Origin of the sequence: Methylobacterium nigriterrae, assembly GCF_037106235.1 — a bacterium.
Taxonomy (GTDB): Bacteria; Pseudomonadota; Alphaproteobacteria; order Rhizobiales; family Beijerinckiaceae; genus Methylobacterium; species Methylobacterium nigriterrae.
The window spans coordinates 1-24,778 of the sequence record NZ_JBAWTG010000009.1; the positions used below are offsets into that span (position 1 = coordinate 1).

The following is a 24,778-nucleotide window of genomic DNA, read 5'->3' on the forward strand; positions in this document are numbered from 1 at the left end:
GCCGCCCGAGACCGGCGCGTCGAGGTAGTCGCAGCCGAGCGCCGCGATGCGGCGGGCGAAGTCCTTGGTGGCGATGGGCGAGATCGAGCTCATGTCGATGACGAGCTTGCCGGGCCTCAGCCCCTGCGCGACGCCGTCCTCGCCGAACAGCACGTCCTCCACTTGCGGCGTGTCGGGCAGCATGGTGATGACCACGTCGGCCTGCTCGGCCACGCTCCGGGCACTGTCGCAGGGCCGCCCGCCGGCCGCGACCAGCTCGGCCGGCACCGGCTTCGAGCCGCCCTTGAGGACGAGGCCGTGCCCGGCCTTGATCAGGTGCTCCGCCATGGGCCGGCCCATGATGCCGAGCCCGATGAATCCGATATTCATGCGTATCGCTCCTTGTCGCCGTGGGCAGATCAGACGCCGGCCTTGAACCGGGCGGCGAGCGCCTCGGAGGTACGTGCGAGCAGGCCCATGTCGGAGCCGACCGCCGTGAAGCGGGTACCGGCCGCGATGTAGCGGTGTGCCAGTTCCTCGTTGGCCGTGAGGACCCCCGCGGCCTTGCCGCAGGCGCGGATCCGCCCGATGGCTTCCTCGATGACCGTCACCACGTCGGGATGGTTCTGCTGGCCGAGATAGCCGAGGCTCGTCGAGAGGTCGCCGGGCCCGATGAAGACCCCGTCGACGCCCTCGACGCCGGCAATCTCCTCCAGGTTGTCGAGCGCGCGACGCGATTCGATCTGCACCGCCACGAAGATCTCGGCCTCGCAGCGGGCATGATAGTCCGGGATGCGGCCGAAACGGGCGGCGCGCGGCGCCTGCGAGAAGCCGCGCACGCCCCGCGGCGCGTAGCGGGTCGCCGCCACCGCCCGGCGGGCCTGATCGGCATCGTCGATGTTCGGGATCATCAGAGACTGCGCGCCGGTGTCGAGGATGCGCTTGATTGTGATCGCCTCGTCGCTCGGCACCCGCACCATCGCACTGGCGCTACCCTCGCCCATGGCCTGCAACTGGCCGTAGATGTCGCGCAGGTCGTTGGCCGAGTGCTCCATGTCGAGGAGCAGCCAGTCGAAGCCCGAGCCGGCCACGATCTCGGTGGAGATGGGGCTGGCGAGGCTGCACCAGAGGCCGATCTGCTGGCGGCCGTCGCGCAGCGCCGCCTTGAAGTGGTTCTTCAGGATGTCCATCGGAGGTTCTCCAAAGAGCAGGAATGAGGATCAGCGCACCAGGCAGGGGCGCTTGTTGTCGAAGCTCCAGCCCGGAACGAGGAACTGCATCGCCGCCGCGTCGTCGCGGGCACCGAGTCCGTGCTCGCGGTAGAGAGCGTGCGCCGCCTCGACCTCGGCCCAGTCGAGCTCGATGCCGAGGCCCGGGCGCTCCGGCACCCGCACCAGCCCGCCTCGGATCTGCAGGGGCTCGCGGGTCAGCCGCTGGCCGTCCTGCCAGATCCAGTGCGTGTCGATCGCGGTGACGCGCCCCGGGGCGGCCGCCGCGACGTGGGTGAACATCGCGAGCGACACGTCGAAATGGTTGTTCGAGTGCGAGCCCCAGGTCAGACCATGGTCGCGGCAGAGCTGGGCGACCCGCACCGAGCCGGCCATCGTCCAGAAATGCGGATCGGCGAGCGGGATGTCGACGGCGCCGAGCTGGATCGCGTGGTTCATCTGCCGCCAGTCGGTGGCGATCATGTTGGTGGCAGTGGGCAGGCCCGTGGCTCGGCGGAACTCGGCCATGATCTCGCGGCCCGAGAAGCCATCCTCGGCGCCGCACGGATCCTCCGCGTAGGCGAGCACGTCGCCGCGCCCCTTGCAGAGACGGACCGCCTCCTGAAGCGACCATGCCCCGTTGGGGTCGAGGGTGACGCGGGCTTGCGGGAAGCGCTCGTGGATGGCCGTCGCTGCGGCGATCTCCTCCTCGCCCGCGAGCACGCCGCCCTTCAGCTTGAAATCGTTGAAGCCGTAAGCCTCGTGAGCCGCTTCCGCGAGCCGCGCGACGGCCTGCGGCGTCAGCGCCTCCTCGTCGCGGAACCGAAACCAGCCGTCGCGCGCCTGCGGTTCGCGGTAGGGCAGGTCCGTGCGGCGGCGGTCGCCGAGGTAGAACAGGTAGCCCAGCATCTCGACGGCATCGCGCTGCTGGCCTTCGCCGAGCAGCGCGGCCGCCGGAACCTCGAGGAACTGCCCGAGCAGGTCGAGGAAGGCGGCTTCCACCGCCGTGACCGCGTGGATCGTGACGCGCAGGTCGAAGGTCTGAAGGCCGCGCCCGCCGGCATCCCGGTCGGCGAAGCGGGTGCGCATCGCGTTGAGCACGCCATTCCAGGCGCCGAGCGGCTTGCCGAGGACGAGGTCGCGGGCATCCTCCAGGGTCTGGCGGATCCGCTCGCCGCCCGGCACCTCGCCCAAGCCCATGGCACCGGTCGAGTCGGTGAGCACGACGAGATTGCGGGTGAAGAAGGGACCGTGCGCGCCGCTGAGGTTCAGGAGCATGCTGTCTCGGCCGGCGACCGGGACGACCTTCATGTCGGTGATGGCGGGCGTGCCGGACGGGCCGTGCGTGGCGGGGCGGAGGGTTTCCGTGAGCATCGGCGTTCTCCCAATGAGAGTGCGGCGTCTCCCGCGCCGCGTTGCCCCCGTTCTACGTGGTCGGTTCGATGCCCGTCCAAGCTAAAGGATGGATCAATCAATGCCGCTCCGGCATCGATCAAGTCAGGGCGTAGCCATATCCCGCACGACGGCGCGCAGGCGCTCGAGGAGCGGATCGTCCTGATCGCGCCGCCAGGCCAGGTAGAGTTCAGCCGGGCGGGGTTCCGGCAGAACCAGCGGCCTGAAGACCACAGCCTCGAAGCGGAGATGCTCGGCCGCCGCCGGGACGAGAGCGAGCCCGAGACCGGCGCGGACCAGCGCCAGCATCGAGTGGATCTGCGTGAGCTGCTGCCGGATGCTCGGTTGCACGCCCGCTTCGGCGAAAAGGGTCACGACGAGGTCGTGGAAATAGTGCGCCTCGTGGGGGGCGTAGGCGATGAAGGGCTCGCCTTCAAACTCGGCCAGCGTGAGTTGCTCCCGCTCGGCGAGGCGGTGATCCGCCGACAACGCCGCCACCAGCGGCTCGGCGAGCGCGCGCGCTGCGGCGAGCTCCGGGTGAGCCACCGGCGGGCGGATCAGGCCAGCGTCGATCTGGCCCGAGAGCAATCCCTCGACCTGCTCCTTGGTCACCATCTCGCGCAGCGACAGCATCACGTCGGGCAACGCCTCCCGGCACGCCGTGACGAGGCGGGGCAGGAAGTCGTAAGCCGAGGCCGCGGTGAAGCCGAGCTTCAATACGCCGGAGCGTCCGGCCGCGACCTGCCGGGTCACGTGCGTCGCCGTCTCGGCGAGGCGCAGGATGTGCCGTGCCTCCGGCAGGAAGCTGCGGCCAGCCGCTGTGAGCCGCACCGAGCGGCTCGTGCGGTCGAGCAGCTGCACGTCGAGGACGCGTTCCAGGACCTGGATCTGCCGCGACAGCGGCGGCTGGGTCATGTTGAGGCGGGCCGCCGCACGCCCGAAATGAAGCTCCTCCGCCACGGCGACGAAGCAGCGAAGTTGGCTGAAATCGAGCATCGGCCATCCCGTGAACGCCGGCGGCCGCGGGACGAGCCGCGGCCGCGATGAGCGATGCCGGATGAGAGGCGAAATCTGCGGCTCAGCGCAACTCGACCCGGCGGATCTCGCCGACGATGACGAGGTAGCAGAGCACGGCCACCAGGGCGTTCAACCCGACGAAGACGAGAGCGCCGTTGAACGAGCCCGTCTGCTGGACGATGTAGCCGATCACGATCGGCGTGGTGATGCCGGCCGTGTTGCCGAAGGTGTTGAACAACCCGCCCGAGAGGCCGCCGGTGTCTCGCGGCGACGTGTCGGACACCACCGCCCAGCCCAGCGCACCGATGCCCTTGCCGAAGAAAGCGAGCGCCATCAGCCCGACCACCAGCGCGTCGGCCTGCACGTAGTTGCAGCCGATGATGCTCATGGAGAGCAGCATGCCGCAAACGATCGGGATCTTGCGCGCCGCGGTCAGCGAGTATCCGCGCTTGAGGAGAAGATCGGAGAGGTAGCCGCCGAGGATGCCGCCCACGAAGCCGCAGAGGGCCGGGAGCACGGCAGCAAAGCCCGCCTGCAGGATCGAGAGGCCACGCTCCTTGACGAGGTAGACCGGGAACCAGGTGAGGAAGAAGTAGGTCAGCGTCGTGATGCAGTACTGGCCGATGTAGATCCCGAGCAGCATGCGGTTGGAGAGCAACTGCGCGATGGTCCGGCCCGCCGCCGATTGCTGCGCCGTCCCCTGGCCGTCCATGTCGAGCAGAGCGCCGCCGGCCTCGATGTAGTCGCGCTCGGCCTGGTTCACCGACGGGTGGTCCTTCGGCCCGTAGACGACCTGCGTCCACAGGAGCGAGAAGGCGATGCCGAGCGCCCCCATCAGCGTGAAGACGTGGTGCCAGCCGAAATGGTGCACCACCCAGCCCATCAGCGGCGTGAACAGCACCGTGGCGAAGTACTGCGACGCGTTGAAGAAGGCTGAGGCGGTGCCCCGCTCGCTCGTCGGGAACCACGCCGCCGTGATGCGGGCGTTGGCCGGAAAGACGGGCGCCTCCGCGAGGCCGACACAGAGCCGCAGCGTGAACAGGACCGCCACGGCCGTGAAGCCGGCGAAGAAGCCGACCATGCCCTGCAGCAGCGTGAAGGCGGACCACAGGAAGATCGAGCCGGCATAGACCCACTTCGCGCCGAAGCGGTCGAGGAGCCAGCCGCCCGGCAATTGAGCGATCACGTAGGACCACGCGAAGGCTGAGAAGACGTAGCCCATCGCCACGGCGTCGAGGCCGAGATCCTTGGACAGCGCGGGACCGGCGATGGAGAGCGTCGCGCGGTCGGCGTAGTTGATGGTCGTCGCGATGAACAGCATCGTGACGATGAGGAGCCGCACGCGGCTTCTCCTCGCCGCGGTCATGGCCAGACCGGCGCTCATGGGCGTTCTCCCTCGCGTAGACCGCCCGGCTCCTGCCGTGGCGGGCGTCGGCCATTCTCTCGGATCCCTCTCGAGACCCACTGGCGGCCATAGGCTGGGTTTAACTTAGGTGCGCCTCGGGGCGCGGGTCCAACTCAAAGCCTGGATTGATTGATGCCGAACGTGCATCGATCCGTCCTGCTCAACGCGCCTTCAATCCCGGAGCGGAATTGGCTCCAGCCAACCAGCACCCACGACAGCTCTCGGCCTCGAAAGCGGATCAGCTCTTCGCGCATTGCTGGCGTTATCGAATCTCCCCGAACGCGGCCGTCTCCCGCGTCCAGGCGGCGGCCTGCTCGCTCATGCTCACGCCGAGACCCGGCCGGGTCGGGACGATCATGCGGCCGTCCTTCACGGCGAGCCGCTCGTTGAAGAGGGGTTCGAGCCACTCGAAATGCTCGACCCAGGGCTCACGCTGCATCGCCGCGGCCAGATGGATGTGGAGCTCCATCGAGAAATGCGGCGCGATCGTCAGGCCTGCAAACTCTGCGAGCGTCGCGACCTTGAGGAATGGCGTGATGCCGCCGACCCGGGGCGCATCCGGCATCAGGAAGTCCGCTCCGTTCTGGCGGATGAAATCCCAGTGCTCCGAGACGCTCGTCAGCATCTCGCCGGTGGCGATCGGCGTGTCGAGTTGCGCGGCCAGCGCGGCGTGGCCGGCGGCGTCGTAGCAGTCGAGCGGCTCCTCGATCCAGATCAGGTTGAACTGCTCGAAGATGCGGCCCATCCGCTGCGCGGTCGGCCGATCCCACTGCTGGTTGGCATCGACCATCAGCGGGAAGGCGTCGCCGAGATGCTCCCGCACAGCGGACACGCGCTTGACGTCCAGCGCCCAATCCGGCTGCCCGACCTTGAGCTTGATGCCGCCGATCCCCTTCTCGCGCGAGCGCGTCGTGTTGACGAGGACCTCGTCCAGGGGCGTGTGCAGGAAGCCGCCGGAGGTGTTGTAGCAGCGCACCGAGTCGCGCTGCGCACCCAGCAGCTTGGCGAGCGACAGGCCCGCCCGCTTCGCCTTGAGATCCCACAGGGCCACGTCGAAGGCGCCGATGGCCTGGACGGCGAGGCCGCTGCGGCCGACCGAGGCGCCCGCCCAGGCAAGCTTGTCCCAGGCCTTGGCGATGTCGTTCGGGTCCTCTCCGAGCAGAGCAGGCGCGATTTCCTTGGCGTGGGCGAACTGCCCCGGTCCGCCTGCCCGCTTGGAGTAGCTGAAGCCGAGGCCGCGATGCCCCTCGCTCGTCTCGATCTCGCAGAAGAGGATCGCGATCTCGGTCATCGGCTTCTGGCGCCCGGTCAGCACCTTCGCATCGCTGATCGGGTTCTTCAGCGGAAGATAGACGGAGTGCAGTTTGATCCCGGTGACAGTCTCTTGAGCGTCGGCCATCGCTTCCTCCCTGGTCCTAGGTTCGTTGGATTGGGCGTTGCGTTGAGGGGATGGGCTCAGCTGCGAGCATGGCCGATGGCAGCGGGCAGAGCCGCTCCGGCCGGCGCCTCGCGGCTCGCGCCGTCCTCACTCAGTTCAAGGCGCTTCAGGGGGCCGACGATGACGAGGTAGGAGAAGGCCCCGAGCAGCGCGAGGACGCCGATATAGACGAGGGCGAGATCGAACGAGCCCATCTCCTTGACGATGATGCCGATGGCGAGCGGCGTGGCGATGCTGGCGAGGTTGCCGCACAGGTTAAAGATGCCGCCGCTGATCCCCATGATCTGCTTCGGCGACACGTCGCCGACGATGCACCAGCCGAGGTTGCCGATCCCCTTGGCGAAGAAGGCAAGGCTCATCACCACGATCACGACGACGTCGGACTGCACGTAGTTCGCTAGAACGATGGTGCTCGAGAACATGAGGCCGCTGATGATCGGCAGCTTGCGCGCCAAGGTCAGACTGTAGCCGCGCCGCAGCATCCAGTCCGACCAGAGCCCACCGGTCAGGCTGCCGAGGAACCCGCAGATCGCCGGGATCGCAGCCACCACGCCGACCTGGAGGATCGACATGCCCCGCGCCTCGAGCAGGTAGGTCGGGAACCAGGTCAGGAAGAACCACGTGATGGTCGTCAGGCAGAACTGGCCGATGTAGATGCCGATCATCATCCGGTTGCTGATGAGCGCCCTGACCTGCGCCCAGCGGATGGTGGCTCGCTTCTCGCCCATGTCCGGCATGCCGCCACCGGCCTCGATGTAGTCGAGTTCGGCTTGGTTCACGCCCTTGTGGTGGCGCGGCTCATGGACATAGACGAGCCAGAACACGCCGAGGATCAGGCCGATCCCGCCGGCCCAGTAGAAGATCGCGTGCCAGCTGAAGCTGTGCAGAGTCCAGGTCATCACGGGCGTGAACACCGCAAGCGCGAAATACTGGGCGGACTGGAAGATCGAGGTCGCGAAGGCCCGCTCCTGGTTCGGGAACCACATCACGGTCAGGCGGCTGTTGGCCGGGAATGCCGGGGATTCCGCGATGCCCATCAGGAAGCGCAGGGCGAAGAGCGCGAAGAAGGTGAACGAGACGAGGTGGACGAATCCCTGCATCACCGTGAAGGCCGACCACAAGATCAGACCGATGCCGTAGACGAGCCGCGCCCCGTACTTGTCGAGCACCCAGCCGCCGGGGATCTGCATGGCGGTGTAGGCCCAGCCGAACGCTGAGAAGGCCAGCCCCATCGTGACCGCATCGAAGCCGAACTCCGCCTTCATCGCCGAGGCTGCGACCGAGAGCGTCGCGCGGTCGACATAGTTGAACGTCGTTGCAATGAAGATCAGAACTAGTATGACGTACCTGGCGTTGGTCTTGCGCAGGGCGTTCTGCACCTGAGGCATGGCGTTCCTCCTGAGTTCGGTCGAGCGGCGGCGCGACGAAGATCTGCTTTGATGTTCGTCCGACAATTATCTTGTTTCTGTAGTCAGCCACCCGCCGGGCACGTCCCGATCTTTTGGAGCTGCTGATTAAGATTGCGCTCAGGTCACCGGCGCTGGGTTGAAGAGTGTCAGGTCGTTGAACAGGCCCCAGCGATCCGACCAGGGCTGCTTGCGGCCGCTGGCGACATCGAGGATCAGGTGGAACAGTTCCCAGCCCATCTCCTCGATGGTCATCTCGCCAGTGGCGATCCGCCCGGCATCGAGGTCGATCAGGTCCGACCAGCGCTCGGCAAGCTCAGTGCGGGTTGCAACCTTGATGACCGGGGCCTGGGCCAGACCGTAGGGCGTGCCGCGCCCGGTCGAGAACACCTGAAGGGTGATGCCGGAGGCGAGTTGCAATGTGCCGCAGACGAAGTCGCTCGCGGGCGTCGCGGCGAAGATGAGCCCCTTCTCGCGCACCCGCTCGCCCGGCGCCAGCACCCCGTTGATGGCGCTCGCGCCGGACTTCGCGACGGACCCGAGCGCCTTCTCGACGATGTTGTTGAGGCCGCCCTTCTTGTTGCCGGGCGACGGGTTCGCCCGCCGGTCGGCCCCGCCCTTGGCGAGGTAATCATCATACCAGGCCATCTCGCGGATGAGCGCCCGCGCAACCTCCGGGGTCGCAGCCCGCGGGGTCAGCAGGTGGATCGCGTCCCGCACCTCGGTGACCTCGGAGAACAGCACCGTAGCCCCGCAGCGCACCAGAAGGTCGGCGGCAAAGCCCAGGGCGGGATTGGCGGTCACGCCCGAGAAGGCGTCGCTTCCGCCGCATTGCAGGCCGACGACCAGATCCGAGGCCGGGCAGGTCTCGCGTGTGCGCCGATTGAGAACCTCGAGGCGCGCCTCGGCCATCGACATGATGCTGTCGATCATCATGCCGAAGCCCTGATGGCGCTCGTCCTGGAGGCGCACCACCCCCTCCTTGCCATCCGGCAGCAGGCGCTCGGAGACGAGCTTCTCGCAGCCGAGGCCCACCACCATGACCTCGCCACCGAAATTCGGGTTCTTGGCAAGGCTCTGGAGGGTGCGGATCGGGATGACGGCTTCCGGTGCGTTGATGGCAACGCCGCATCCGTAGGCATGGGTCAGGCCGATGACGTCGTCGACGTTGGGGTATCGCGGCAAGAGCTCCTGCTTGATGCGCCGGATCGCGGCATCGAGGGTGCCGGCCACGCACTGCACGCTCGTCGAGATGGCGAGGATGTTCTTGGTTCCGGCCGAACCGTCCGGATTGCGGTAGCCCTCAAACGTGTACCCCTCGAGTGGCGGCAGGGTTGCCGGCACACGGGTAGCGAGTTCAAGGGACGCAAGATCGGGCGCGGTCGGGGTCGCGACGCGGGATTCCTCGACCCAGCTGCCGCGTGGAATGAGTTGGGTGGCAAGGCCGACGACCTCGCCGTAGCGACGGACCTCTCCGCCCTCGGCGATATCGGTCAGAGCGACCTTGTGGCCCTGAGGCACGAATTCCTGGAGGACCGTTCCGTCGGGGAAGGTCGTGCCGGCCGGCAGGCCGAAGGCGTTGACGACGATCGCGACGTTGTCGGTCTCGTGCAGGCGGATGGTGCGCGGCTTGTCGCCCGGCCCTTCAACGCCGGCTTGAGCCTCGGATTTCATCGGCCGGGGGGCAGGCTTCGCCTCTGTCAGAACAGGCTCGACGCTCATGGGCGTTCTCCCTCCTCAAGGACAGCCCCGGCTTTGCGGTGACTGACATCGGTCGTTCTCGAAGGCTTGCGGAGAAGCCTCAGGCGACCATTCGCGAGTATCACCCTAGAAATGGGAGTGCCGTCGGGTCCAACTCAAAGCCTGAATGGATTGATGCCGGATGCGCATCGATCCGGCGGGACGGAAGCCGCACGACGCAATTCAGTCGTCCTCCGCGTGGAGGTGACATGTCCTTGCCGCGGCACTGAGGCGAAGCCGGATCGGCGTCTGCGCGAACGTCGACCCGGCCTGCGCGGGTCTGCCCGCGCCGGAGCTGCGCATCGCGACCCCGCCGAGGCGGGGACGCCGACCGTGACGCTCGTCGCCCTCGATCTGAAGCGGGATTCGAAGGTCTGCCCGGACAGGACGATCCCGCCCCCCGGGCCTGCACTCCCGGGCCGGGGAGCGGCGTGACGGACATGCCCCGGGTCGGGGCGATCGCCGGCAGCGCGGCGAAAGGGCAGGGCTTCGCGATCTCCATCGCGAGGCGCATGGCATCGGGGCGCGCACCGTCCACGCGCCCCGCGCCGGTCAGCTCCGCAGGCCGGGGGCTTCCTGGCCGGTCCGCGCCACGTACTCCGTGTAGCCGCCGCCGTACTGGCGGATGCCCTCCGGGGTGAGCTCGAGGAGGCGGTTCGACAGGGCGGCCAGGAAGTGCCGGTCGTGGCTGACGAACAGCATGGTGCCCTCGTAGGCCGAGAGCGCCGCGATCAGCATCTCCTTGGTCGCCATGTCGAGGTGGTTGGTGGGCTCGTCGAGGACGAGGAAGTTCGGCGGGTCGTAGAGCATCTTGGCCATCACCAGCCGGGCCTTCTCGCCGCCCGACAGCACCCGGCAGCGCTTCTCCACGTCGTCGCCCGAGAAGCCGAAGCAGCCCGCGAGCGCCCGCAGCGAGCCCTGGCCGGCCTGGGGGAACGCGGCTTCGAGATCCTGGAAGACCGTGAGGTCGCCGTCGAGCAGGTCCATGGCGTGCTGGGCGAAGTAGCCGAGCTTCACGCTCGCGCCGATCGCCACGGTGCCGTCGTCGGGCCGGGCCGTGCCCGTCACGAGCTTCAGGAGCGTCGACTTGCCGGCGCCGTTGACGCCCATCACGCACCAGCGCTCCTTGCGGCGCACGGCGAAATCCAGCCCGGCATAGATGCTGCGGCTGCCGTAGCGCTTGTGCACGTTCTTCAGCAGGGCGACGTCGTCGCCGGAGCGGGGCGCCGGCTGGAACTCGAAGGCCACGCTCTGCCGGCGCCGGGGCGGCTCCACCCGCTCGATCTTGTCGAGCTTCTTCACGCGGCTCTGGACCTGCGCGGCGTGGCTGGCCCGCGCCTTGAAGCGCTCGATGAACTTGATCTCCTTGGCGAGCATCGCCTGCTGGCGCTCGAACTGCGCCTGCTGCTGCGATTCGTTCAACGCGCGCTGCTGCTCGTAGAAGGCGTAGTCGCCCGAATAGGTCGTCAGCTGGCCGCCGTCGATCTCCACGATCTTGCCGACGATGCGGTTCATGAACTCGCGGTCGTGCGAGGTCATCAGGAGCGCGCCGTCGTAGCCCTTGAGGAAGTCCTCGAGCCAGATCAGGCTCTCGAGGTCGAGATGGTTGCTCGGCTCGTCGAGCAGCATCACGTCGGGACGCATCAGCAGGATGCGGGCGAGCGCCACGCGCATCTTCCAGCCGCCCGACAACCGGCCGACATCGCCGTCCATCATCTCCTGGCTGAAGCCGAGGCCCGCCAGAACCTCGTAGGCCCGGCCCTCCAGCGCGTAGCCGCCGAGCTCCTCGAAGCGCGCCTGGACCTCGCCGTAGCGCTCGACGAGGGCGTCCATCTCATCCACCCGCTCCGGGTCGGCGAGGGCCGTCTCCAGCACCTTCAGCTCGGCCGCGACCGCGCTCACGGGACCGGCGCCGTCCATGACCTCCGAGACGACGGAGCGGCCGGACATCTCGCCGACATCCTGGCTGAAATAGCCGATCGTGATGCCTCGGTCGGCCGCGACCTGGCCCTCGTCCGGCTGCTCCTCGCCGGTCATCATCCGGAAGAGCGTCGTCTTGCCGGCTCCGTTCGGCCCCACCAGCCCGACCTTCTCTCCCTTCTGGAGAGCGGCGGACGCCTCGATGAAGACGATCTGCCGGCCGTTCTGCTTGCCGATTCGTTCAAGGCGTATCATGCGTCCGCGCGTTCTGGAGGAGATCGCGTGGCCTTACGTCATGCGGCCCACCAGCGGAAGAGAAGCCGGGCCGGCCTGCGGCATCGGGTACGCGCAACTATCGCTCGGACCGGCCGAACAGGCGGCTGGCGAAGCGCGGCAGGGCATCGCCGCTCCCGGCCACCACCACGAGGCGCCGGACCTCGCCGCGCAGGTAGGCCTGCAGGAAGCGGTTGTAGTCGCGGAACGAGACGCAGCCGTTCGAGGCGCCGCTCGGCCCCAGCATGTAGGTGTGGGCGAGAATCCCGTCACGGCCGTGAATCGCCGCGCTGCCGCCGACGGGATTGAGCCGGATCGCCCGCACGCCGTGGAACAGGGCCTCGCGCTCGGTGAGGTCGTAGGTGCCCGGCGGCGTCGCGCCGCGCATGCGGATGTGGGCGGAGCGCGGGTCGTCCATGCTGGCGCCGAGCCCGGAATGCGCCTCGAGCCGCTCGCCGCTCGGCAGCGTCACGGTGCGAGCGGTGATGTCGTAGACGGCCGTGCCGCCCCCGGCCATCGACGGATCGGGGACAGGGGCGAGCGGCCGGCGCGTCCGCGGCAGGACCGCGTCGCGGTCGAGCGCCGCGTAGGCCAAAGCCGGCTCCGGCGCGGGCCGGGCGCCGAACACCGTCTCGAAGAAGGAGCGCTCGGCCTCCGCATCCTCGCGGATCCCGGCGCGCACGCGCGGCGCGGCCGGCCGCTCGGCCAGGCGCGGCCGCGCCGGCGGCTGCCGGAGCTCGGCCGGGCGCGGCACCGGCAGCGGCACCATCTGGACGATCCGTGCGGCCTGCGGGGCCGGAAGCGGCCGGGCCGCGCGCAGGAGCTCGTCGGCGGCGTCCGGCACCGTCGCGGCGGCGGTCCGCACGGGCACCGTCGCGGCGGCGGTCCGCGGGGGCGCCGTCTCGAAGGCCGGTCCGAGCGGAGGTGTCTCGTCGAGGACGCGAGTCCGGGAGCCCAGCAGGGGCTTCGGGTCCAGGATCCAGGCGGCGTCCGCGCTCCGGGCCGCGACGGCCGGCCGCGGCTTCGCCGGCACGGGCTCGACGCGCGCCACAGCGACGGGACGGGGTGCGTCCGGCCAGGGGTGCCGGGCGAGTGCGCCGATGGCCAGCGCGGCCGCGGCCGTCAGGAGGAGGCGGCCGTGACGCCGGCGGCGGCGGGGGCGTCGGGTACGGCAACCGGGCGGATACGCGCCGTCGATCATGCGAATGGTACTCGTATTCGCGTACCCCGCGCGGGCGCCATCGGACGCGTCGCGCCCCGCTGCCGCGAGGCGCGACGCCGTGCCGTTCAGGCCGGACGACCGCTTGGGGAAACATCAACCTTAACCGAGGCTCATTGAGCGCCGGTTTGGTTAATCCCGGATAAATCCCGGGGCCGGTTCGGACGGAACCCGACTCGAGGCAGCCCGAATTCTCGCCGCGCCCTAGATCACGAGGGGCAGGCCGCGCTTCCGCCCGGCCGGGGTCCCGACGCCATGCGACGTTCCTGGCTGGCGACAGCCCTCGTGCTGCTCTGCGTCCTCTGGATCGCCTATCACCTGCGGTGAGCGCGCGAGGCGCGCGCTAATGCGCCCTCGGCCGGTCGTCCAGCCGCGCGCGGACGCCGGCCGCGATGACCTGCTCGGGCGTCATCTCGGGGCCGCCATCGATCCGGTAGAACCGCGGGCCCTCGGCCGGGCCGACCTCGACGCGCCGGCCCCGCGCGATCAGCAACTGGATCGCCTCGCTCACCAGCAGCGCGATGAGCGGCGACAAGCTCAGAACGGTCATGACCTCCGCGCCTTCGGGCAAGCAACACAACCATCGATATGCGTGATGGAAAATCGGCGACATCCGGTTGAAATGCCGAAGGGCCGCCCCGGCCGGCGGGGCGCATGATTGCCCCGGCACCGAGCGTCGGCATCGAACGGCCGGAGGACCGGCCCATGGCTCGGCTGAGCCGACGCGCCCGCGCGGCGGCCCGTCTCGGAGCCACGGATGCGTCGCGCCCGCCTGCGATTAACAGACAGGTAACCACTCTGATCGAAACCGGGCTGGGCGACGGGCCGCCGCGAGTCGGCGTGTCGCGCAGGGCAGGATGGGAACAGATGGCGCCTGGTTACGTGATCGCTCTCGGTTTTGAGATCGCCGGATCCATCGGGCTCTGCCTGGGGCTGATCCTGCTCCGGACCGAGCGGCACGCGAGATCAGCGGAGCTGAAGGCGTTCCTGAAATCCGGAAACGCCGCCGGCGCGCCCTCGACGCCCGTCTCGCCCCGGCGCGGTCCGGTGGTGCGGGCGGCTCAATCGCCGCCGCGCCCGGCCCGCAGCGAGCCCGAGGCCGAGCCCGCACAGCCGTCCGAGGCGCTCCAGGCCCTCCGCCGCGCCTACACACGCAGCCCGGAGCCCCTCGAGGCCTGAGCGACCCGGCTCAGCCCAGCAGCGCGCCCAGCCCGCTTCCGCACAGGACGACGAGGGCCAGCGTGGCGATGAATTTCAGGTCTTCGAAGGTTTCGCTCATGGCAGCCTCGGACCGGCGACGGGATGCCGCGACCGCTAGAGCATCGCGGTATCGGGCGGATTGCGCCGTGCGTTTCATCACGGTCCGCCGCGTTGCGCCCGGTTTCCTCGGCGGAAGGCTGACGAAACCTGAATCATTCGATCGAACGTGGTAACGAATTCGAGAGCGAGACTGCGGCCATCCGGGTGGAACCCCGCGGCCCGGGCAGTGTTGTGCGAGCAGGTCTCAACAACCGCCGCGCCTGTCCCAAGGCCGAAACGGCCCGCTCCCCTGAAAACGGCGAGCGGGCCGTTTCGTGTGCGGCGGGGGAACGGGACCGTCGCCCGCCCGCCGCGGACCGGTGCCGTTCAGCCGAGCGTGGCTACGGGTCGGCGCTCATCGGAGTTCTGACATGCGCAATCTTCTCGTCCTCGTGATCGTCCTCGCGGCGGCCTTCGTGCTCGTGGCCATGTACGTGGCGCCCTCGCAACCGCAGCTGCGCGCCTGGTATCGGGACAATGCCTGCGTGCATCTCGACAAGGTGAGCCCGCAAATCTGCGCGCCGCTTCGTCAGGCCGATGGCGCCGAGCGCACCTGAGCCACGGCCGACGAGCCGAGTCGCGCGGGCGGCGGACTGGGCCTTCCGCAACCGCCGCACCGGCGAGATCACGGTGGGGCAGTGGCCCAATCTCCCGCTCTGGCTGTTCGGCGGGGCGAGCCTCGCCTCCTGGCTCCTCGACCCGCCGGGCCCGCCCGGCCTGGTCCTGCGAGCCGCCGCCTTCCTGTGCCTCGCCTGGTGGGCCGTCGACGAGGTGCTGCGCGGGGTCAATCCCTGGCGGCGCCTGCTCGGCGGCTCGGTGCTGGCCGCACAGGCGGCGACGTGGCTGCTGGCGCGGCCCTGAGGATCGCCGCGCCGCGGGTCGGCCCCCTCCGCCGCGGCCCGAAAACTCGATCGCGGGCAATCGACTTGACCGGCACGTCCGGGCTGGTATCGCTGGGATCGTCGGGGCGGACAGGGGACTTCCATGACGGATTCTGGCAGCGCGCTGCCGGTCCGGCCGGCCGCGCGGACGCACCGAGCGCGGATGCTGCACCGGATCGCGGACGCCCTCGATCTGCCTCTGGCCGACCTCTACGCCGGCTCCCCGCGAAGGCGGCGCTCGTCGCCGTCCGAGGCGGAATGCGCCGCGATGACGGCGGCCTTCCTGCGCATCGGCGATCCCGATGCCCGCCGCCGCTGCCTCGCGCTCCTGCAGGCCCTCGGCGACGCCTGAGGCGAAGGCTCAGAGCTCGGCCGAGCGCCTCGACAGCTCCCCGCGCAGGTGGCGGGCCGCCGCCGTCAGGGCCTCGTCGCGGCGCCGGCGGGGGCGGGGCAGCGGGATGCGGACCTCGGCGGCGATCCGGCCGGGGCTTCCGGCGAGCACCACCACCCGGTCCGCGAGCGTCACCGCCTCGTCGATGTCGTGGGTGACGAACAGCACCGTCTTGCCGGTCTTGGCCTGGATGCGCTGCAATTCGTCCTGCAGCCCCTCGCGGGTGAAGCTGTCGAGCGCCGAGAAGGGCTCGTCCATCAGCAGCACGTCGGGCTCGACCGCCAGCGCGCGGGCGATGGCGACGCGCTGGCGCTGCCCGCCCGAGAGCTGGTGCGGCCAGCGGCCGGCGAGGTCGGCGAGCCCCACCAGCGCCAGCATCTCGGCGGCCTTCGCGCGGCGCTGGGCCCTCGACAGCCCCGAGCCTTCGAGCCCGAAGGCGACGTTGTCGATCACCCGCCGCCAGGGCAGGAGGCGCGCGTCCTGGAACACCAGCGCCATCGGCGTGCGGCAGCCGGGCCGCGTGTCGAGCCGGACCTTGCCGGAGGATGGCCGGGCGAGGCCGATCAGGACGCGCAGCAGCGTCGACTTGCCGACGCCGGATTCGCCCACGATCACGAGGAACTCGCCGCGCGCGATGGTGAGGTCGAGATTCGACAGGATGACGTTGCGCGTGCCCCCGCGCTCGTAGGCGAGGCTGAGGGCGCGGATCTCGATCACGGCGTCGCCGCCCGCGTCGCTGATGGCGGTCATAGCGTCAGGCCCGCCAGCGCAGAAGCCAGCCCTGCAGGGCCACGAAGGCCGTGTCGAACAGGCCGTAGAGGGCCGCCATGGTCAGCATGTAGACGACGACGATGTCGGTGGAGAGGAGGCTCGAGGCCTGCATCATGCGCTGGCCGACGCCCGCGACCCCGAAGATCTCGGCCGCCACCACGGCCATCCAGGCCTGGCCGAGGGCGGTGCGCAGGCCGACCAGGATGCCGGGGGTCGCGGCCGGCAGCAGGATCTTCACGAGCCGCGCCGGGGCCGAGCGGAAGCCGAAGGCCTGGGCCACCTCGATCAGGTCGCGGTCGACGCCCCGCACCGCGCCCTGCGTGGCGAAGAACACGATCCAGAACACGCCGATCGCGATGATGAACACGGCCGCCGAGGGCTGCACCCCGAACCAGATGATGGCGAAGGGCACCCAGGCGAGGCCCGGGATCGGCCGCAGCAGGCGCACGATCCAGGCCGTGAAGGCCTCGAAGGGCCGGAACATGCCGCTGAGCAGCCCGAGCCCGATCCCCGCGCCCGCGCCCGCGACCAGCCCGGCGACGTAGTGGCTCAGGCTCGCGAGCACGGCCTCGGGCCAGATCCCCAGCGATACCTCGCGCAGGAAGGCGGCCGGCAGCGTGCTCGGCGGCGGCAGGAAGGCCGGGTTGATCAGGCCGAGCCGGGGCATCGCCTCCCAGAAAGCCAGGAAGGCGAAGAGCCCGGCGGCGGCGAGCAGCGTCGAGCGGACGTATCTCATCGCGCGGGCCGGGCGCCGCTCAGCGCGCGGTCGCCTTCTCGTAGAAGCTCGGCACGAACAGGCCGTCGACCGGGATGTCCCGGTCGAGGGTGCCGATGCTGACCTGGTAGGCCTGCAGCTTCTTCGTCGCCTCGATGATCACGCGCGGGTCCGCTGTGAACTTGGCGGCCGGCGAGGAGAGCGCCTTCTGGATCGTGGCGACGTCGGTGATGCCCTTGCCGAGCGCCTGCTCCACGGGCTTGGCCGCCCGCGCCGGATCCGACTTGATGAGGTCGGTCGCCTTCACGAGCGCCTTGACCAAGCCCTCGACGGCCTGAGGGTTCCTGTCCGCGAAGGCGCCGAACACGCCGACCACGGTGCCCGGCTGGTCGGGGAACATCTCGCCGCCGGTGGCGATCAGCGTCATGGCGGGGTTGCGCATCTGCACGATCGTGAGCGCCGGCTCGCGGATCGAGGCGCCGTCCACGGCGCCGGCGAGCAGCGCCTGCTGGGTCGCGTCGATGCCCATGGCGACGATCTCGGCATCCGGCTTGCCGGTCCTCACCACCTGCCAGAGCCAGTGCTGCAGGGTGGTGTTCGGCACCGAGCCAGGGGGCTGGGTGGCGAGGCGCGCCGCCCGGCCTTCCTTGGCGTGGAAGGCCTTGAAGGCCTCCGCCTTGTCGGCGCCGTCCTTGAAGTAGGGGGCGAGCTTCGGGCCGGCGACGAACACCATCTCCTCGATCGCGGTGGCGGCGACCACCCGCACGTCGATGTTCTTGGTGCGCGCCACCGCCAGCGGCGCGATGCCGGCCACGTAGATGTCGATCGTGCCCGAGGCCAGGGCCTGGATCATGTTCGGGCCGGACTCGAAGGTCGTGAAGGTCGGGTTGAGGCCGGCCTCCTTCAGCCAGCCCTCGCCGTTCGCCACGAAGATCGGCGCCGCGCCGATGACCGGGATCACGCCGATGCGCACCGGCACCGGAGCGGTCTGGGCGCTCGCGGCCCCCGCGAGCAGCAGGCCGGCGGCAGCCGTGAGGAACGACCGGATGACGGAGAGCGTCGGGCGCATGCGGCGGAGATCCTGGAAATGGGCCGTCCCCATGCCACAGCCGGGCAAAACTTCAAACACCGTTGTCGGTACGTGAAATGGGCGCGGTGCCGGCGGCGGCGAAGCCCGCCCCGGGCGTGCCGCTCGAGGCGGCGGGCAGCCAGTCACCGGAAACTTGCGTCTTCGGCCGCAGCGTCGCGTCGGGGCAGGCGCGCCGCCGCGGGCTCGGGAAATCAGTGTTGTGGATAGGGTATGCAATATTCGCATGAGGCGAGATTTCACCGGACTTCGCGGCTATTGACGGTGCGAGGCCTCCGCCCGGCCTCGCGCAGCCCGGATTGTGCTGCGGACACCCCGAATGGCGGCCAGAACGGTGATCGTCCTGCTGAGCTTCGCCTGCCTCGCTTCCGGCGTCGGCCTCGCCGTCGCGGCCCTGCGCGATCCGGCCCGCGCCCCGCAATTCGAGCGCTGGAGCGGGATCTGCCTCGTGGCCGGGCTCGCGCTGCTCGGAGCGGCGCTCCACTTCGTGCGCTGACGCCGCGGAACAGCCGCGCCTGGGCCCTCGTTGTCACCCGACCGCCGAGCGCGGCTGCAAGAAGACCAGAGGGAGTTGTGCCATGAGCCTCATCGGCAGCATCGTGAACAAGGTTCTGCACCCGTTCGGCGGCGGCACGGCGCAGGCGGCCGACACGAAGGGCGACGCGCCGGGCGCGGCGGCCGGCGGGCCGAGCAGCCCGGCCTCCGCGGCGACCACGGGCGGCGGCGGCGGCGCGGCCCCCGCGGGCGGGACCGTCGACGTCGAGGCCGTCCTCAACGAGATGGCCTCCAAGAACCCGCAGAAGCTGAACTGGCGCACCTCGATCGTCGACCTGATGAAGCTCCTCGACCTCGATTCGAGCCTGCACGCGCGCCAGCAGCTCGCCGACGAGCTGCACTATTCGGGCGACAAGAACGACTCGGCCTCGATGAACATCTGGCTGCACAAGCAGGTGATCAGGAAGCTCGAGGAGAACGGCGGCAAGGTGCCGGCCGACCTGAAGGACTGAGGCGGCCGCAGCTCACCTCTCCCGTGCGGGAGAGGTCGGGTCCGCCTCACGCGGGCCGGATGAGGGACGCGACCCCTCCGGACGGGTCGCATCCCGCACCCACTCCCGCGACGATGCAGACGAGGGGACCTGCATCACCGCCCCGTGCGCACGCGCGTCCAGAGCCGCGTCACGAAGCGCTGCGTGCGGTCGTCCCAGGCGGTGTTGGTGGAGAGGCGCTGCATCGTCGCCTCGTCCGGGTAGATCCCGGGGTTGCTCAGAATCTCGGGCTTCACGAGCTTCTTGGCCGCCAGGTTGCCGCTGGCGTAGGAGACGAAGTTGGTGTTGGCCGCCGCCACCTCGGGCCGCATCATGTAGTTGATGAAGGCGTGGGCCTCCGCCGCGTGGGGCGCGTCCTTCGGGATCGCGAAGGCGTCGAACCACATCAACGCGCCCTCCTTCGGGATGACGTAGCCGATCTCGATGCCGTTCTTGGCTTCCTCGGCCCGCTTCCGGGCCTGGAGCACGTCGCCCGAGTAGCCCACCGCCACGCAGATGTCGCCGTTGGCGAGCGCCTGGATATACTCCGAGGAGTGGAACTTCCGCACGCTGCCGCGCACCTTGTAGAGGGCGTCGGTGACCTGGGTCATGTCGTCCCAGCGCTTCGAATCGGCCTTGAGCCCGTAGGCCGGCAGCATGCTGGGGATCAGGTCCTCCGGGGAATCGAGCATCATGATCCCGCAATCCTTGAGCCTGTTGGCGCTCGCGGGATTGAGCACGAGGCTCCAGGTGTTCAGCGGCGCCGCCGCGCCGAGGCGCTCGCGCACCAGGGCGAGGTTCAGCCCGATCCCGGTCGTGCCCCACATGTAGTCGACCGCGTAGGCGTTGCCGGGGTCGTAGACGGCGAGCCGCCCGCTGATCTCCGGCCACGCATTCGCGAGGTTCGGGATCTTCCCCTTGTCGAGCGGCTGGAAGGCGCCGGCCCGGATGAGGCGCTGCAGGAACGGGCCGGAGGGCACCACCACGTCGTAGCCGGAGCGGCCCGCGAGCAGCTTCGTCTCCAGGATCTCGTTGTTGTCGTAGGTGTCGTAGACGACCTTGATCCCGGTCTCGCGGGTGAAGTCCTCGAGCACCTTCGGGTCGACATAGTCCGACCAGTTGTAGATGTTGACGACGCGCTCGGGCGCCTGCGCGGCGGCCGGCCCGGCCGAGAGGCCGGCCAAAGGGCCGACGACGAGCGCCGCGAGGAGACCGGCGACGAGCGCGCGGCGGGGCGGCCTCACCGCGCGTCCCCGGCCGGGAGCCTGGCCGCCGTCACCACGATCTCGACGAGGTACTCGGGCCCCGCGAGCTTCGCCTCGACGGTGGCGCGGGCCGGCGGGTTCTCCCGGTCGACCCAGGCATCCCAGGCCGCGTTCATCTCCGCGAAGGTCGCCATGTCCGCGAGGTAGATGGTCGCCGCCAGGATCCGGCTCTTGTGGCTGCCCGCCGCCGCGAGCAGGCGGTCGATCTCCGCCAGGATCGCCTGCGTCTGCGCCGTCACGCCGGTGCCGACCGTGTCGGGCGCCACCTGGCCCGCCAGGTACACCATGTCCCCGAAGGCGACCGCCTGGCTCATGCGGGGGCCGGACTCGAAACGCTTGATGGTCATGGTGCGCTGACATCTCCGATGGATCCGGCCGCCGCGGAAGTCGCTCCGGGACGGCGCACGTCCCCGCCTTGTGCCGCCGGACGGCCTCGGCCGTAAAGGGGGCCCGGCGACCTCGGGACCGCCCGCCGCGCAGCGGGCCGAACCGTCCTCCTGTGGACATGCGACAAACACGCGCGATTCCAAGCAACCCGGGAGGCGGTTGGCACGTTGCTCCGACAGTTTACAGTGAAGCTCAGGACCTTCGCGCCATGTTCTCGATCATCGGAACCATCATCATCGGCTTCGTCGCCGGCGTCATCGCCAAGTTCCTCATGCCGGGGGACAACGAGCCGTCGGGCTTCATCCTCACGACGATCCTCGGCATCGTCGGCGCCTTCGTGGCGACCTTCATCGGCCAGGCGGTCGGCTGGTACGGGCCGAACCAGGGGGCGGGCTTCATCGGCGCCATCGTGGGCGCCGTGGTTGTGCTCGCCATCTACGGCTTCGTGGCGGGCCGCAGCCGCACCACGACCCTCTGACCCGGGCCGCGCCGCACAGCAGAAGGGGCGCCCCGGCGGGCGCCCCTTTTTTCGTGATCACGTCTCGGGATCGCGGCCCGGCCGGAGACCCGCGTCACAGCTGCTCGGAGGCGGCCTTGATGGCGCAGTGTCCCGTGGCGCCCCGGATGGCGAGACCCGCCCCGACGATCAATGCGGCGAGGCTCAGGAGCTTGTTCGGGCGAGGCTGGGCGGCCGCGGCCGCGATGCCGAGGCCCAGCACCACCGACACCGCACGCTCCGTGGTGGTGAGGTTCGGCCGGCCGCTGAAGATGTCGTGGATCACCGCATTCGCCATCGGGGGTTCGCTCCTGTGAAGGGGATATCGCGGGGCGAACGCGGGGGCGGGGACCGCGTTCCGACGCGCGGTGCCGCGCCGCACGCAACGGTCAGCCGCCTTGGCTCGCGGCCAGCAGGCGGTCGTCGATCTCGCGGGCCCGCACGGCGGCCGGGCGCCCCGTCAGGCGCGCGACATAGGCCTCGAAGGCCGGGCGCTTCTCGATCGTCCCGAAGGCCATGCCCCAGCCGAGATGCGCGCCGACATAGACATCGGCCGCCGTGAACTGATCGCCGCAGATGTAGTCGCGTCCCGACACGGCGCCCTCGAGGGCATCCATCACCGCTTCGAGGCTGCCGTAGCCGAGCATGCCGCGCATGCGGGGATCGTCTGGCACCGTCACGCCGAGGGTCTTGTTGGTGGTCGCCGCCTCGACGGGGCCCGCCGCGAAGAACATCCAGCGATAATAGGGCCCGCGCGCGCGGCTGCCATGCGGCGGCGCCAGCCCGGCCTCCGGGAAGGCGTCGGCGAGATAGGCGCAGATGGCGGCGGCCTCGGTCACCACGGTCTCGCCGTGCCGGATCGCCGGGACCTTTCCCATCGGGTTAACCGAGAGATAGTCGGTCGAGCGCGTCGAGCGGCCGAATTCCAGGATCTCGGCCCGGTAGGGCGCGCCGACCTCCTCCAGCATCCAGCGGACGATGCGGCCGCGGGACATCGGGGTCGTGTAGAAGACGAGGTCGTCGCTCATGAATGGGTCCTTCCGCATCGCGGCGATTCGCCCCGCCGCCCGCGGCGAAGCCTAGACCAGCGCGATGACGGGCGGCCAAACGAAAAGCGCGGCCCCGGGGGCCGCGCTTCGCGTGTCGTCAGGAGGTGACGGGTCCGTTCACTCGCCCGCGTTGCGGCGCTCGCCGCGCTCGCGGCGGGGCTCCTGGTCGCCGCCGCGCTCACGGCTGCGCTCGGCCTCGCGCTCCGACTTCAGCTTCTCGGTGATGTCCTCGCCGGTCTGCTGGTCGACGACCTTCATGGAGAGGCGGATCTTGCCGCGGTCGTCCTGGCCGAGGAACTTCACCTTCACCTTGTCGCCCTCCTTCACCACGTCGGTGACCTTGGCGACGCGGTGCACGGCGAGTTCCGAGATGTGGACGAGGCCGTCCTTGGCGCCGAAGAAGTTCACGAAGGCGCCGAACTCCATCGTCTTCACGACGGTGCCGTCGTAGATCATGCCCGGCTCGGCCTCCGCCACGATCGAGCGGATCCAGTTGTAGGCCGCCTTGATCGCCTTGCCGTCCGAGGAGGCGATCTTCACGATGCCGGTGTCCTCGATGTTGATCTTGGCGCCCGTCTTCTCGACGATCTCGCGGATCACCTTGCCGCCGGTGCCGATCACCTCGCGGATCTTGTCGGTCGGGATCTGCATGGTCTCGATGCGCGGCGCGTACTCGCCGAGCTCGGGCCGCGCCGCGGTGAGCGCCTTGGCCATCTCGCCCAGGATGTGGGCGCGCCCGTCCTTGGCCTGGCCCAGCGCCACCCGCATGATCTCCTCGGTGATGCCGGCGATCTTGATGTCCATCTGGAGCGAGGTGACGCCCTCCTCGGTGCCGGCCACCTTGAAGTCCATGTCGCCGAGATGGTCCTCGTCGCCGAGGATGTCGGAGAGCACCGCGTAGCGCTCGCCCTCGAGGATGAGGCCCATGGCGATGCCGGCGACCGGGCGGCGCAGCGGCACGCCCGCATCCATCAGCGACAGCGAGCCGCCGCAGACCGAGGCCATCGAGGAGGAGCCGTTCGACTCCGTGATCTCGGACACGACGCGGATCGTGTACGGGAACTCGTGGGCCGGCGGCAGCACCGGGTGGATCGCCCGCCAGGCGAGCTTGCCGTGGCCGATCTCGCGGCGGCCGGGCGAGCCCATGCGGCCGGTCTCGCCCACCGAATAGGGCGGGAAGTTGTAGTGCAGGAGGAACGTCTCCTTGTAGGTGCCCTCCAGCGCGTCGATGAACTGCTCGTCCTCGCCGGTGCCGAGCGTCGCGACGACGAGCGCCTGCGTCTCGCCGCGGGTGAACAGGGCCGAGCCGTGGGCGCGCGGCAGCACGCCGACCTCGGAGACGATCGGGCGGACCGACTTCACGTCGCGGCCGTCGATGCGCGAGCCCGTGTCGAGGATGTTCCAGCGGACCACCTTCGACTGCGCCTCCTTGAAGGCCGCCTTGACCTTCTCAGGGCTGAACTTCTGCTCGCCGTCGGCCGGGCACAGGGCGGCCACGACCTTCGCCTTCACGGCGTCGACGGCCGCGTAGCGCTCCTGCTTGACGGTCTTCCTGTAGGCGTCGCGCAGATCCGCCTCGCAGATCTCCAGCACCGCCGTCTCGACGTCGGCGTTCTCGGGGGCTGCGAAGTCGCGCGGCTCCTTGGCGGCCTTCTCGGCCAGCCGGATGATGGCGTCGATGACCGGCTGGAAGTGCTTGTGGCCGAACATCACGGCCCCGAGCATGACGTCCTCCGACAGCTCCTTCGCCTCGGACTCGACCATCAGGACGGCGTCCTGGGTGCCGGCGACGACGAGGTCGAGGGTCGACTCCTCCATCTCGGTCACGGCCGGGTTCAGCTTGTAGCCGCCGTTGAGGTAGCCGACGCGGGCCGCGCCGATCGGGCCCATGAAGGGCACGCCAGACAGCGTGAGGGCGGCGGAGGCCGCCACCATCGCGACCACGTCCGGGTCGTTCTCGAGGTCGTGGGTCAGGACGGTGACGACGACCTGCGTGTCGTTGCGCCAGCCCTCGACGAAGAGGGGGCGGATCGGACGGTCGATCAGGCGGGAGACCAGGGTCTCCTTCTCGCTGGGACGGCCCTCGCGCTTGAAGTAGCCGCCCGGGATGCGGCCGGCGGCGTAGGCGCGCTCCTGGTAGTTCACGGTGAGCGGCAGGAAGTCGATGCCGGCCTTGGGCTCCTTCATGGAGACCACGGTGGCGAGCACCGAGGTCTCGCCATAGGTCGCCACCACGGCGCCGTCGGCCTGGCGGGCGACCTTGCCGGTCTCGAGGACGAGCCTGCGGTCGCCCCACATCAGCTCTTCGCGTTGAACGTCGAACATCTCTCTTCAGCCTTCCTGCGGGCGGGCGAACCCGGCGCCGCCAGCGGCAAGACGGCGAGGGGCTCCCGGGAAAATCCCCGGGCAAGCCCC

The 24,778-nt window shown here is 69.8% G+C and carries 26 protein-coding genes; 7 read left to right on the forward strand and 19 right to left on the reverse strand.

The genetic code is table 11. From position 1 onward, the window contains the following. The 11 genes from WDW90_RS07585 to WDW90_RS07635 form a co-directional block, all read right to left on the reverse strand. A partial coding sequence (locus WDW90_RS07585) for an NAD(P)-dependent oxidoreductase (protein WP_336486743.1) occupies positions 1–369 on the reverse strand: 369 nt, incomplete at its 3' end. Between the two features lie 29 nt (positions 370–398). Next, positions 399–1,169: an HpcH/HpaI aldolase family protein gene (locus WDW90_RS07590; RefSeq protein ID WP_336486744.1), complete on the reverse strand. Its 771-nt coding sequence runs from the start codon at positions 1,167–1,169 to the stop codon at positions 399–401. A gap of 30 nt (positions 1,170–1,199) precedes the next feature. Continuing rightward, positions 1,200–2,561 carry a glucarate dehydratase gene (gene gudD, locus WDW90_RS07595; RefSeq protein WP_336486745.1) on the reverse strand — a complete coding sequence of 454 codons (1,362 nt, stop codon included), beginning with the start codon at positions 2,559–2,561 and terminating at the stop codon, positions 1,200–1,202. 123 nt (positions 2,562–2,684) lie between these two features. Further along, positions 2,685–3,575: a LysR family transcriptional regulator gene (locus WDW90_RS07600; protein ID WP_336486746.1), complete on the reverse strand. Its 891-nt coding sequence runs from the start codon at positions 3,573–3,575 to the stop codon at positions 2,685–2,687. Positions 3,576–3,657: 82 nt separating this feature from the next. After that, complete coding sequence (locus WDW90_RS07605; RefSeq protein WP_336486747.1) at positions 3,658–4,980, reverse strand: MFS transporter; 1,323 nt, start codon at positions 4,978–4,980, stop codon at positions 3,658–3,660. A 283-nt stretch (positions 4,981–5,263) separates the two neighbouring features. Then, the gene (locus WDW90_RS07610) at positions 5,264–6,400 is read right to left on the reverse strand and encodes an L-talarate/galactarate dehydratase (protein ID WP_336486748.1); all 1,137 of its coding nucleotides are present in this window, start codon (positions 6,398–6,400) and stop codon (positions 5,264–5,266) included. A 56-nt stretch (positions 6,401–6,456) separates the two neighbouring features. Continuing rightward, positions 6,457–7,827, reverse strand: a complete 1,371-nt coding sequence (locus WDW90_RS07615) for an MFS transporter (RefSeq protein ID WP_336486749.1) — start codon at positions 7,825–7,827, stop codon at positions 6,457–6,459. 138 nt (positions 7,828–7,965) lie between these two features. Next, on the reverse strand, positions 7,966–9,519 hold the full coding sequence (gene garD / locus WDW90_RS07620; RefSeq protein ID WP_336486842.1) for a galactarate dehydratase: 1,554 nt from the start codon (positions 9,517–9,519) through the stop codon (positions 7,966–7,968). Between the two features lie 618 nt (positions 9,520–10,137). Continuing rightward, positions 10,138–11,760 (reverse strand): ABC-F family ATP-binding cassette domain-containing protein, encoded by a 1,623-nt coding sequence (locus WDW90_RS07625; RefSeq protein ID WP_336486750.1) that lies wholly within the window; start codon positions 11,758–11,760, stop codon positions 10,138–10,140. 97 nt (positions 11,761–11,857) lie between these two features. Beyond that, positions 11,858–12,979 (reverse strand): tlde1 domain-containing protein, encoded by a 1,122-nt coding sequence (locus tag WDW90_RS07630; RefSeq protein WP_336486751.1) that lies wholly within the window; start codon positions 12,977–12,979, stop codon positions 11,858–11,860. Positions 12,980–13,340: 361 nt separating this feature from the next. Further along, positions 13,341–13,547 (reverse strand): hypothetical protein, encoded by a 207-nt coding sequence (locus WDW90_RS07635; RefSeq protein WP_336486752.1) that lies wholly within the window; start codon positions 13,545–13,547, stop codon positions 13,341–13,343. A gap of 317 nt (positions 13,548–13,864) precedes the next feature. Here WDW90_RS07635 and WDW90_RS07640 point away from each other — a divergent pair, with 317 nt between their 5' ends. From WDW90_RS07640 to WDW90_RS07655, 4 genes are all read left to right on the forward strand, one after another. Further along, the gene (locus tag WDW90_RS07640; RefSeq protein WP_336486753.1) at positions 13,865–14,176 is read left to right on the forward strand and encodes a hypothetical protein; all 312 of its coding nucleotides are present in this window, start codon (positions 13,865–13,867) and stop codon (positions 14,174–14,176) included. Positions 14,177–14,667: 491 nt separating this feature from the next. Then, positions 14,668–14,853: a hypothetical protein gene (locus tag WDW90_RS07645; protein ID WP_336486754.1), complete on the forward strand. Its 186-nt coding sequence runs from the start codon at positions 14,668–14,670 to the stop codon at positions 14,851–14,853. Beyond that, positions 14,834–15,157, forward strand: a complete 324-nt coding sequence (locus tag WDW90_RS07650) for a hypothetical protein (RefSeq protein WP_336486755.1) — start codon at positions 14,834–14,836, stop codon at positions 15,155–15,157. Before WDW90_RS07645 ends, WDW90_RS07650 begins: the two co-directional genes overlap by 20 nt. A gap of 123 nt (positions 15,158–15,280) precedes the next feature. Further along, positions 15,281–15,529, forward strand: a complete 249-nt coding sequence (locus tag WDW90_RS07655) for a hypothetical protein (protein WP_336486756.1) — start codon at positions 15,281–15,283, stop codon at positions 15,527–15,529. 9 nt (positions 15,530–15,538) lie between these two features. Here the strand turns inward: WDW90_RS07655 and WDW90_RS07660 are convergent, their stop codons facing one another. From WDW90_RS07660 to WDW90_RS07670, 3 genes are read right to left on the reverse strand one after another with little or no spacing between them, the layout of a single operon-like run. Continuing rightward, positions 15,539–16,318: an ABC transporter ATP-binding protein gene (locus WDW90_RS07660; protein ID WP_336486757.1), complete on the reverse strand. Its 780-nt coding sequence runs from the start codon at positions 16,316–16,318 to the stop codon at positions 15,539–15,541. A 4-nt stretch (positions 16,319–16,322) separates the two neighbouring features. Further along, entirely contained in the window at positions 16,323–17,075 is a 753-nt protein-coding gene (locus WDW90_RS07665) for an ABC transporter permease (RefSeq protein WP_336486758.1), read from the reverse strand. A 19-nt stretch (positions 17,076–17,094) separates the two neighbouring features. Then, the gene (locus WDW90_RS07670; RefSeq protein WP_336486759.1) at positions 17,095–18,123 is read right to left on the reverse strand and encodes an ABC transporter substrate-binding protein; all 1,029 of its coding nucleotides are present in this window, start codon (positions 18,121–18,123) and stop codon (positions 17,095–17,097) included. Positions 18,124–18,460: 337 nt separating this feature from the next. On the opposite strand from WDW90_RS07670, the gene WDW90_RS07675 reads away from it, so the two are divergent. Next, positions 18,461–18,637: a hypothetical protein gene (locus WDW90_RS07675; RefSeq protein WP_336486760.1), complete on the forward strand. Its 177-nt coding sequence runs from the start codon at positions 18,461–18,463 to the stop codon at positions 18,635–18,637. A gap of 82 nt (positions 18,638–18,719) precedes the next feature. Further along, on the forward strand, positions 18,720–19,148 hold the full coding sequence (locus WDW90_RS07680) for a DUF3597 domain-containing protein (protein WP_336486761.1): 429 nt from the start codon (positions 18,720–18,722) through the stop codon (positions 19,146–19,148). A gap of 134 nt (positions 19,149–19,282) precedes the next feature. Here WDW90_RS07680 and WDW90_RS07685 read toward each other — a convergent pair whose 3' ends face one another. Both WDW90_RS07685 and WDW90_RS07690 read right to left on the reverse strand, forming a co-directional pair. Beyond that, entirely contained in the window at positions 19,283–20,410 is a 1,128-nt protein-coding gene (locus WDW90_RS07685; protein ID WP_431310997.1) for a polyamine ABC transporter substrate-binding protein, read from the reverse strand. Beyond that, the gene (locus WDW90_RS07690; RefSeq protein WP_336486762.1) at positions 20,407–20,778 is read right to left on the reverse strand and encodes a RidA family protein; all 372 of its coding nucleotides are present in this window, start codon (positions 20,776–20,778) and stop codon (positions 20,407–20,409) included. The genes WDW90_RS07685 and WDW90_RS07690 overlap by 4 nt, the downstream gene beginning before the upstream one ends. A gap of 248 nt (positions 20,779–21,026) precedes the next feature. On the opposite strand from WDW90_RS07690, the gene WDW90_RS07695 reads away from it, so the two are divergent. Continuing rightward, positions 21,027–21,296: a GlsB/YeaQ/YmgE family stress response membrane protein gene (locus WDW90_RS07695; protein ID WP_336486764.1), complete on the forward strand. Its 270-nt coding sequence runs from the start codon at positions 21,027–21,029 to the stop codon at positions 21,294–21,296. A 94-nt stretch (positions 21,297–21,390) separates the two neighbouring features. On the opposite strand, the gene WDW90_RS07700 is transcribed toward WDW90_RS07695, so the two are convergent. The 3 genes from WDW90_RS07700 to pnp all read right to left on the reverse strand — a co-directional run bounded on the left by WDW90_RS07700 (position 21,391) and on the right by pnp (position 24,688). After that, positions 21,391–21,612 (reverse strand): YgaP family membrane protein, encoded by a 222-nt coding sequence (locus WDW90_RS07700; protein ID WP_336486765.1) that lies wholly within the window; start codon positions 21,610–21,612, stop codon positions 21,391–21,393. Between the two features lie 91 nt (positions 21,613–21,703). After that, on the reverse strand, positions 21,704–22,342 hold the full coding sequence (locus WDW90_RS07705) for a glutathione S-transferase family protein (RefSeq protein WP_336486766.1): 639 nt from the start codon (positions 22,340–22,342) through the stop codon (positions 21,704–21,706). A 138-nt stretch (positions 22,343–22,480) separates the two neighbouring features. Continuing rightward, on the reverse strand, positions 22,481–24,688 hold the full coding sequence (pnp, locus tag WDW90_RS07710; RefSeq protein WP_336486768.1) for a polyribonucleotide nucleotidyltransferase: 2,208 nt from the start codon (positions 24,686–24,688) through the stop codon (positions 22,481–22,483). Between the last annotated feature and the right edge of the window lie 90 nt (positions 24,689–24,778).

Coding starts and splice junctions, on each gene's coding strand:
- WDW90_RS07700 (WP_336486765.1), bottom strand. CDS start 21,612: ATGGCGAATGCGGTGATCCACGACATCTTCAGCGGCCGGCCGAACCTC.
- WDW90_RS07705 (WP_336486766.1), bottom strand. CDS start 22,342: ATGAGCGACGACCTCGTCTTCTACACGACCCCGATGTCCCGCGGCCGC.
- WDW90_RS07605 (WP_336486747.1), bottom strand. CDS start 4,980: ATGAGCGCCGGTCTGGCCATGACCGCGGCGAGGAGAAGCCGCGTGCGG.
- gudD (WP_336486745.1), bottom strand. CDS start 2,561: ATGCTCACGGAAACCCTCCGCCCCGCCACGCACGGCCCGTCCGGCACG.
- WDW90_RS07665 (WP_336486758.1), bottom strand. CDS start 17,075: ATGAGATACGTCCGCTCGACGCTGCTCGCCGCCGCCGGGCTCTTCGCC.
- WDW90_RS07630 (WP_336486751.1), bottom strand. CDS start 12,979: ATGATCGACGGCGCGTATCCGCCCGGTTGCCGTACCCGACGCCCCCGC.
- WDW90_RS07655 (WP_336486756.1), top strand. CDS start 15,281: ATGACGGATTCTGGCAGCGCGCTGCCGGTCCGGCCGGCCGCGCGGACG.
- WDW90_RS07635 (WP_336486752.1), bottom strand. CDS start 13,547: ATGACCGTTCTGAGCTTGTCGCCGCTCATCGCGCTGCTGGTGAGCGAG.
- WDW90_RS07690 (WP_336486762.1), bottom strand. CDS start 20,778: ATGACCATCAAGCGTTTCGAGTCCGGCCCCCGCATGAGCCAGGCGGTC.
- WDW90_RS07645 (WP_336486754.1), top strand. CDS start 14,668: ATGCGCAATCTTCTCGTCCTCGTGATCGTCCTCGCGGCGGCCTTCGTG.
- WDW90_RS07675 (WP_336486760.1), top strand. CDS start 18,461: ATGGCGGCCAGAACGGTGATCGTCCTGCTGAGCTTCGCCTGCCTCGCT.
- WDW90_RS07625 (WP_336486750.1), bottom strand. CDS start 11,760: ATGATACGCCTTGAACGAATCGGCAAGCAGAACGGCCGGCAGATCGTC.
- WDW90_RS07640 (WP_336486753.1), top strand. CDS start 13,865: ATGGCGCCTGGTTACGTGATCGCTCTCGGTTTTGAGATCGCCGGATCC.
- WDW90_RS07600 (WP_336486746.1), bottom strand. CDS start 3,575: ATGCTCGATTTCAGCCAACTTCGCTGCTTCGTCGCCGTGGCGGAGGAG.
- WDW90_RS07615 (WP_336486749.1), bottom strand. CDS start 7,827: ATGCCTCAGGTGCAGAACGCCCTGCGCAAGACCAACGCCAGGTACGTC.
- WDW90_RS07680 (WP_336486761.1), top strand. CDS start 18,720: ATGAGCCTCATCGGCAGCATCGTGAACAAGGTTCTGCACCCGTTCGGC.
- pnp (WP_336486768.1), bottom strand. CDS start 24,688: ATGTTCGACGTTCAACGCGAAGAGCTGATGTGGGGCGACCGCAGGCTC.
- WDW90_RS07660 (WP_336486757.1), bottom strand. CDS start 16,318: ATGACCGCCATCAGCGACGCGGGCGGCGACGCCGTGATCGAGATCCGC.
- WDW90_RS07650 (WP_336486755.1), top strand. CDS start 14,834: ATGGCGCCGAGCGCACCTGAGCCACGGCCGACGAGCCGAGTCGCGCGG.
- WDW90_RS07610 (WP_336486748.1), bottom strand. CDS start 6,400: ATGGCCGACGCTCAAGAGACTGTCACCGGGATCAAACTGCACTCCGTC.
- WDW90_RS07590 (WP_336486744.1), bottom strand. CDS start 1,169: ATGGACATCCTGAAGAACCACTTCAAGGCGGCGCTGCGCGACGGCCGC.
- WDW90_RS07670 (WP_336486759.1), bottom strand. CDS start 18,123: ATGCGCCCGACGCTCTCCGTCATCCGGTCGTTCCTCACGGCTGCCGCC.
- garD (WP_336486842.1), bottom strand. CDS start 9,519: ATGAAATCCGAGGCTCAAGCCGGCGTTGAAGGGCCGGGCGACAAGCCG.
- WDW90_RS07695 (WP_336486764.1), top strand. CDS start 21,027: ATGTTCTCGATCATCGGAACCATCATCATCGGCTTCGTCGCCGGCGTC.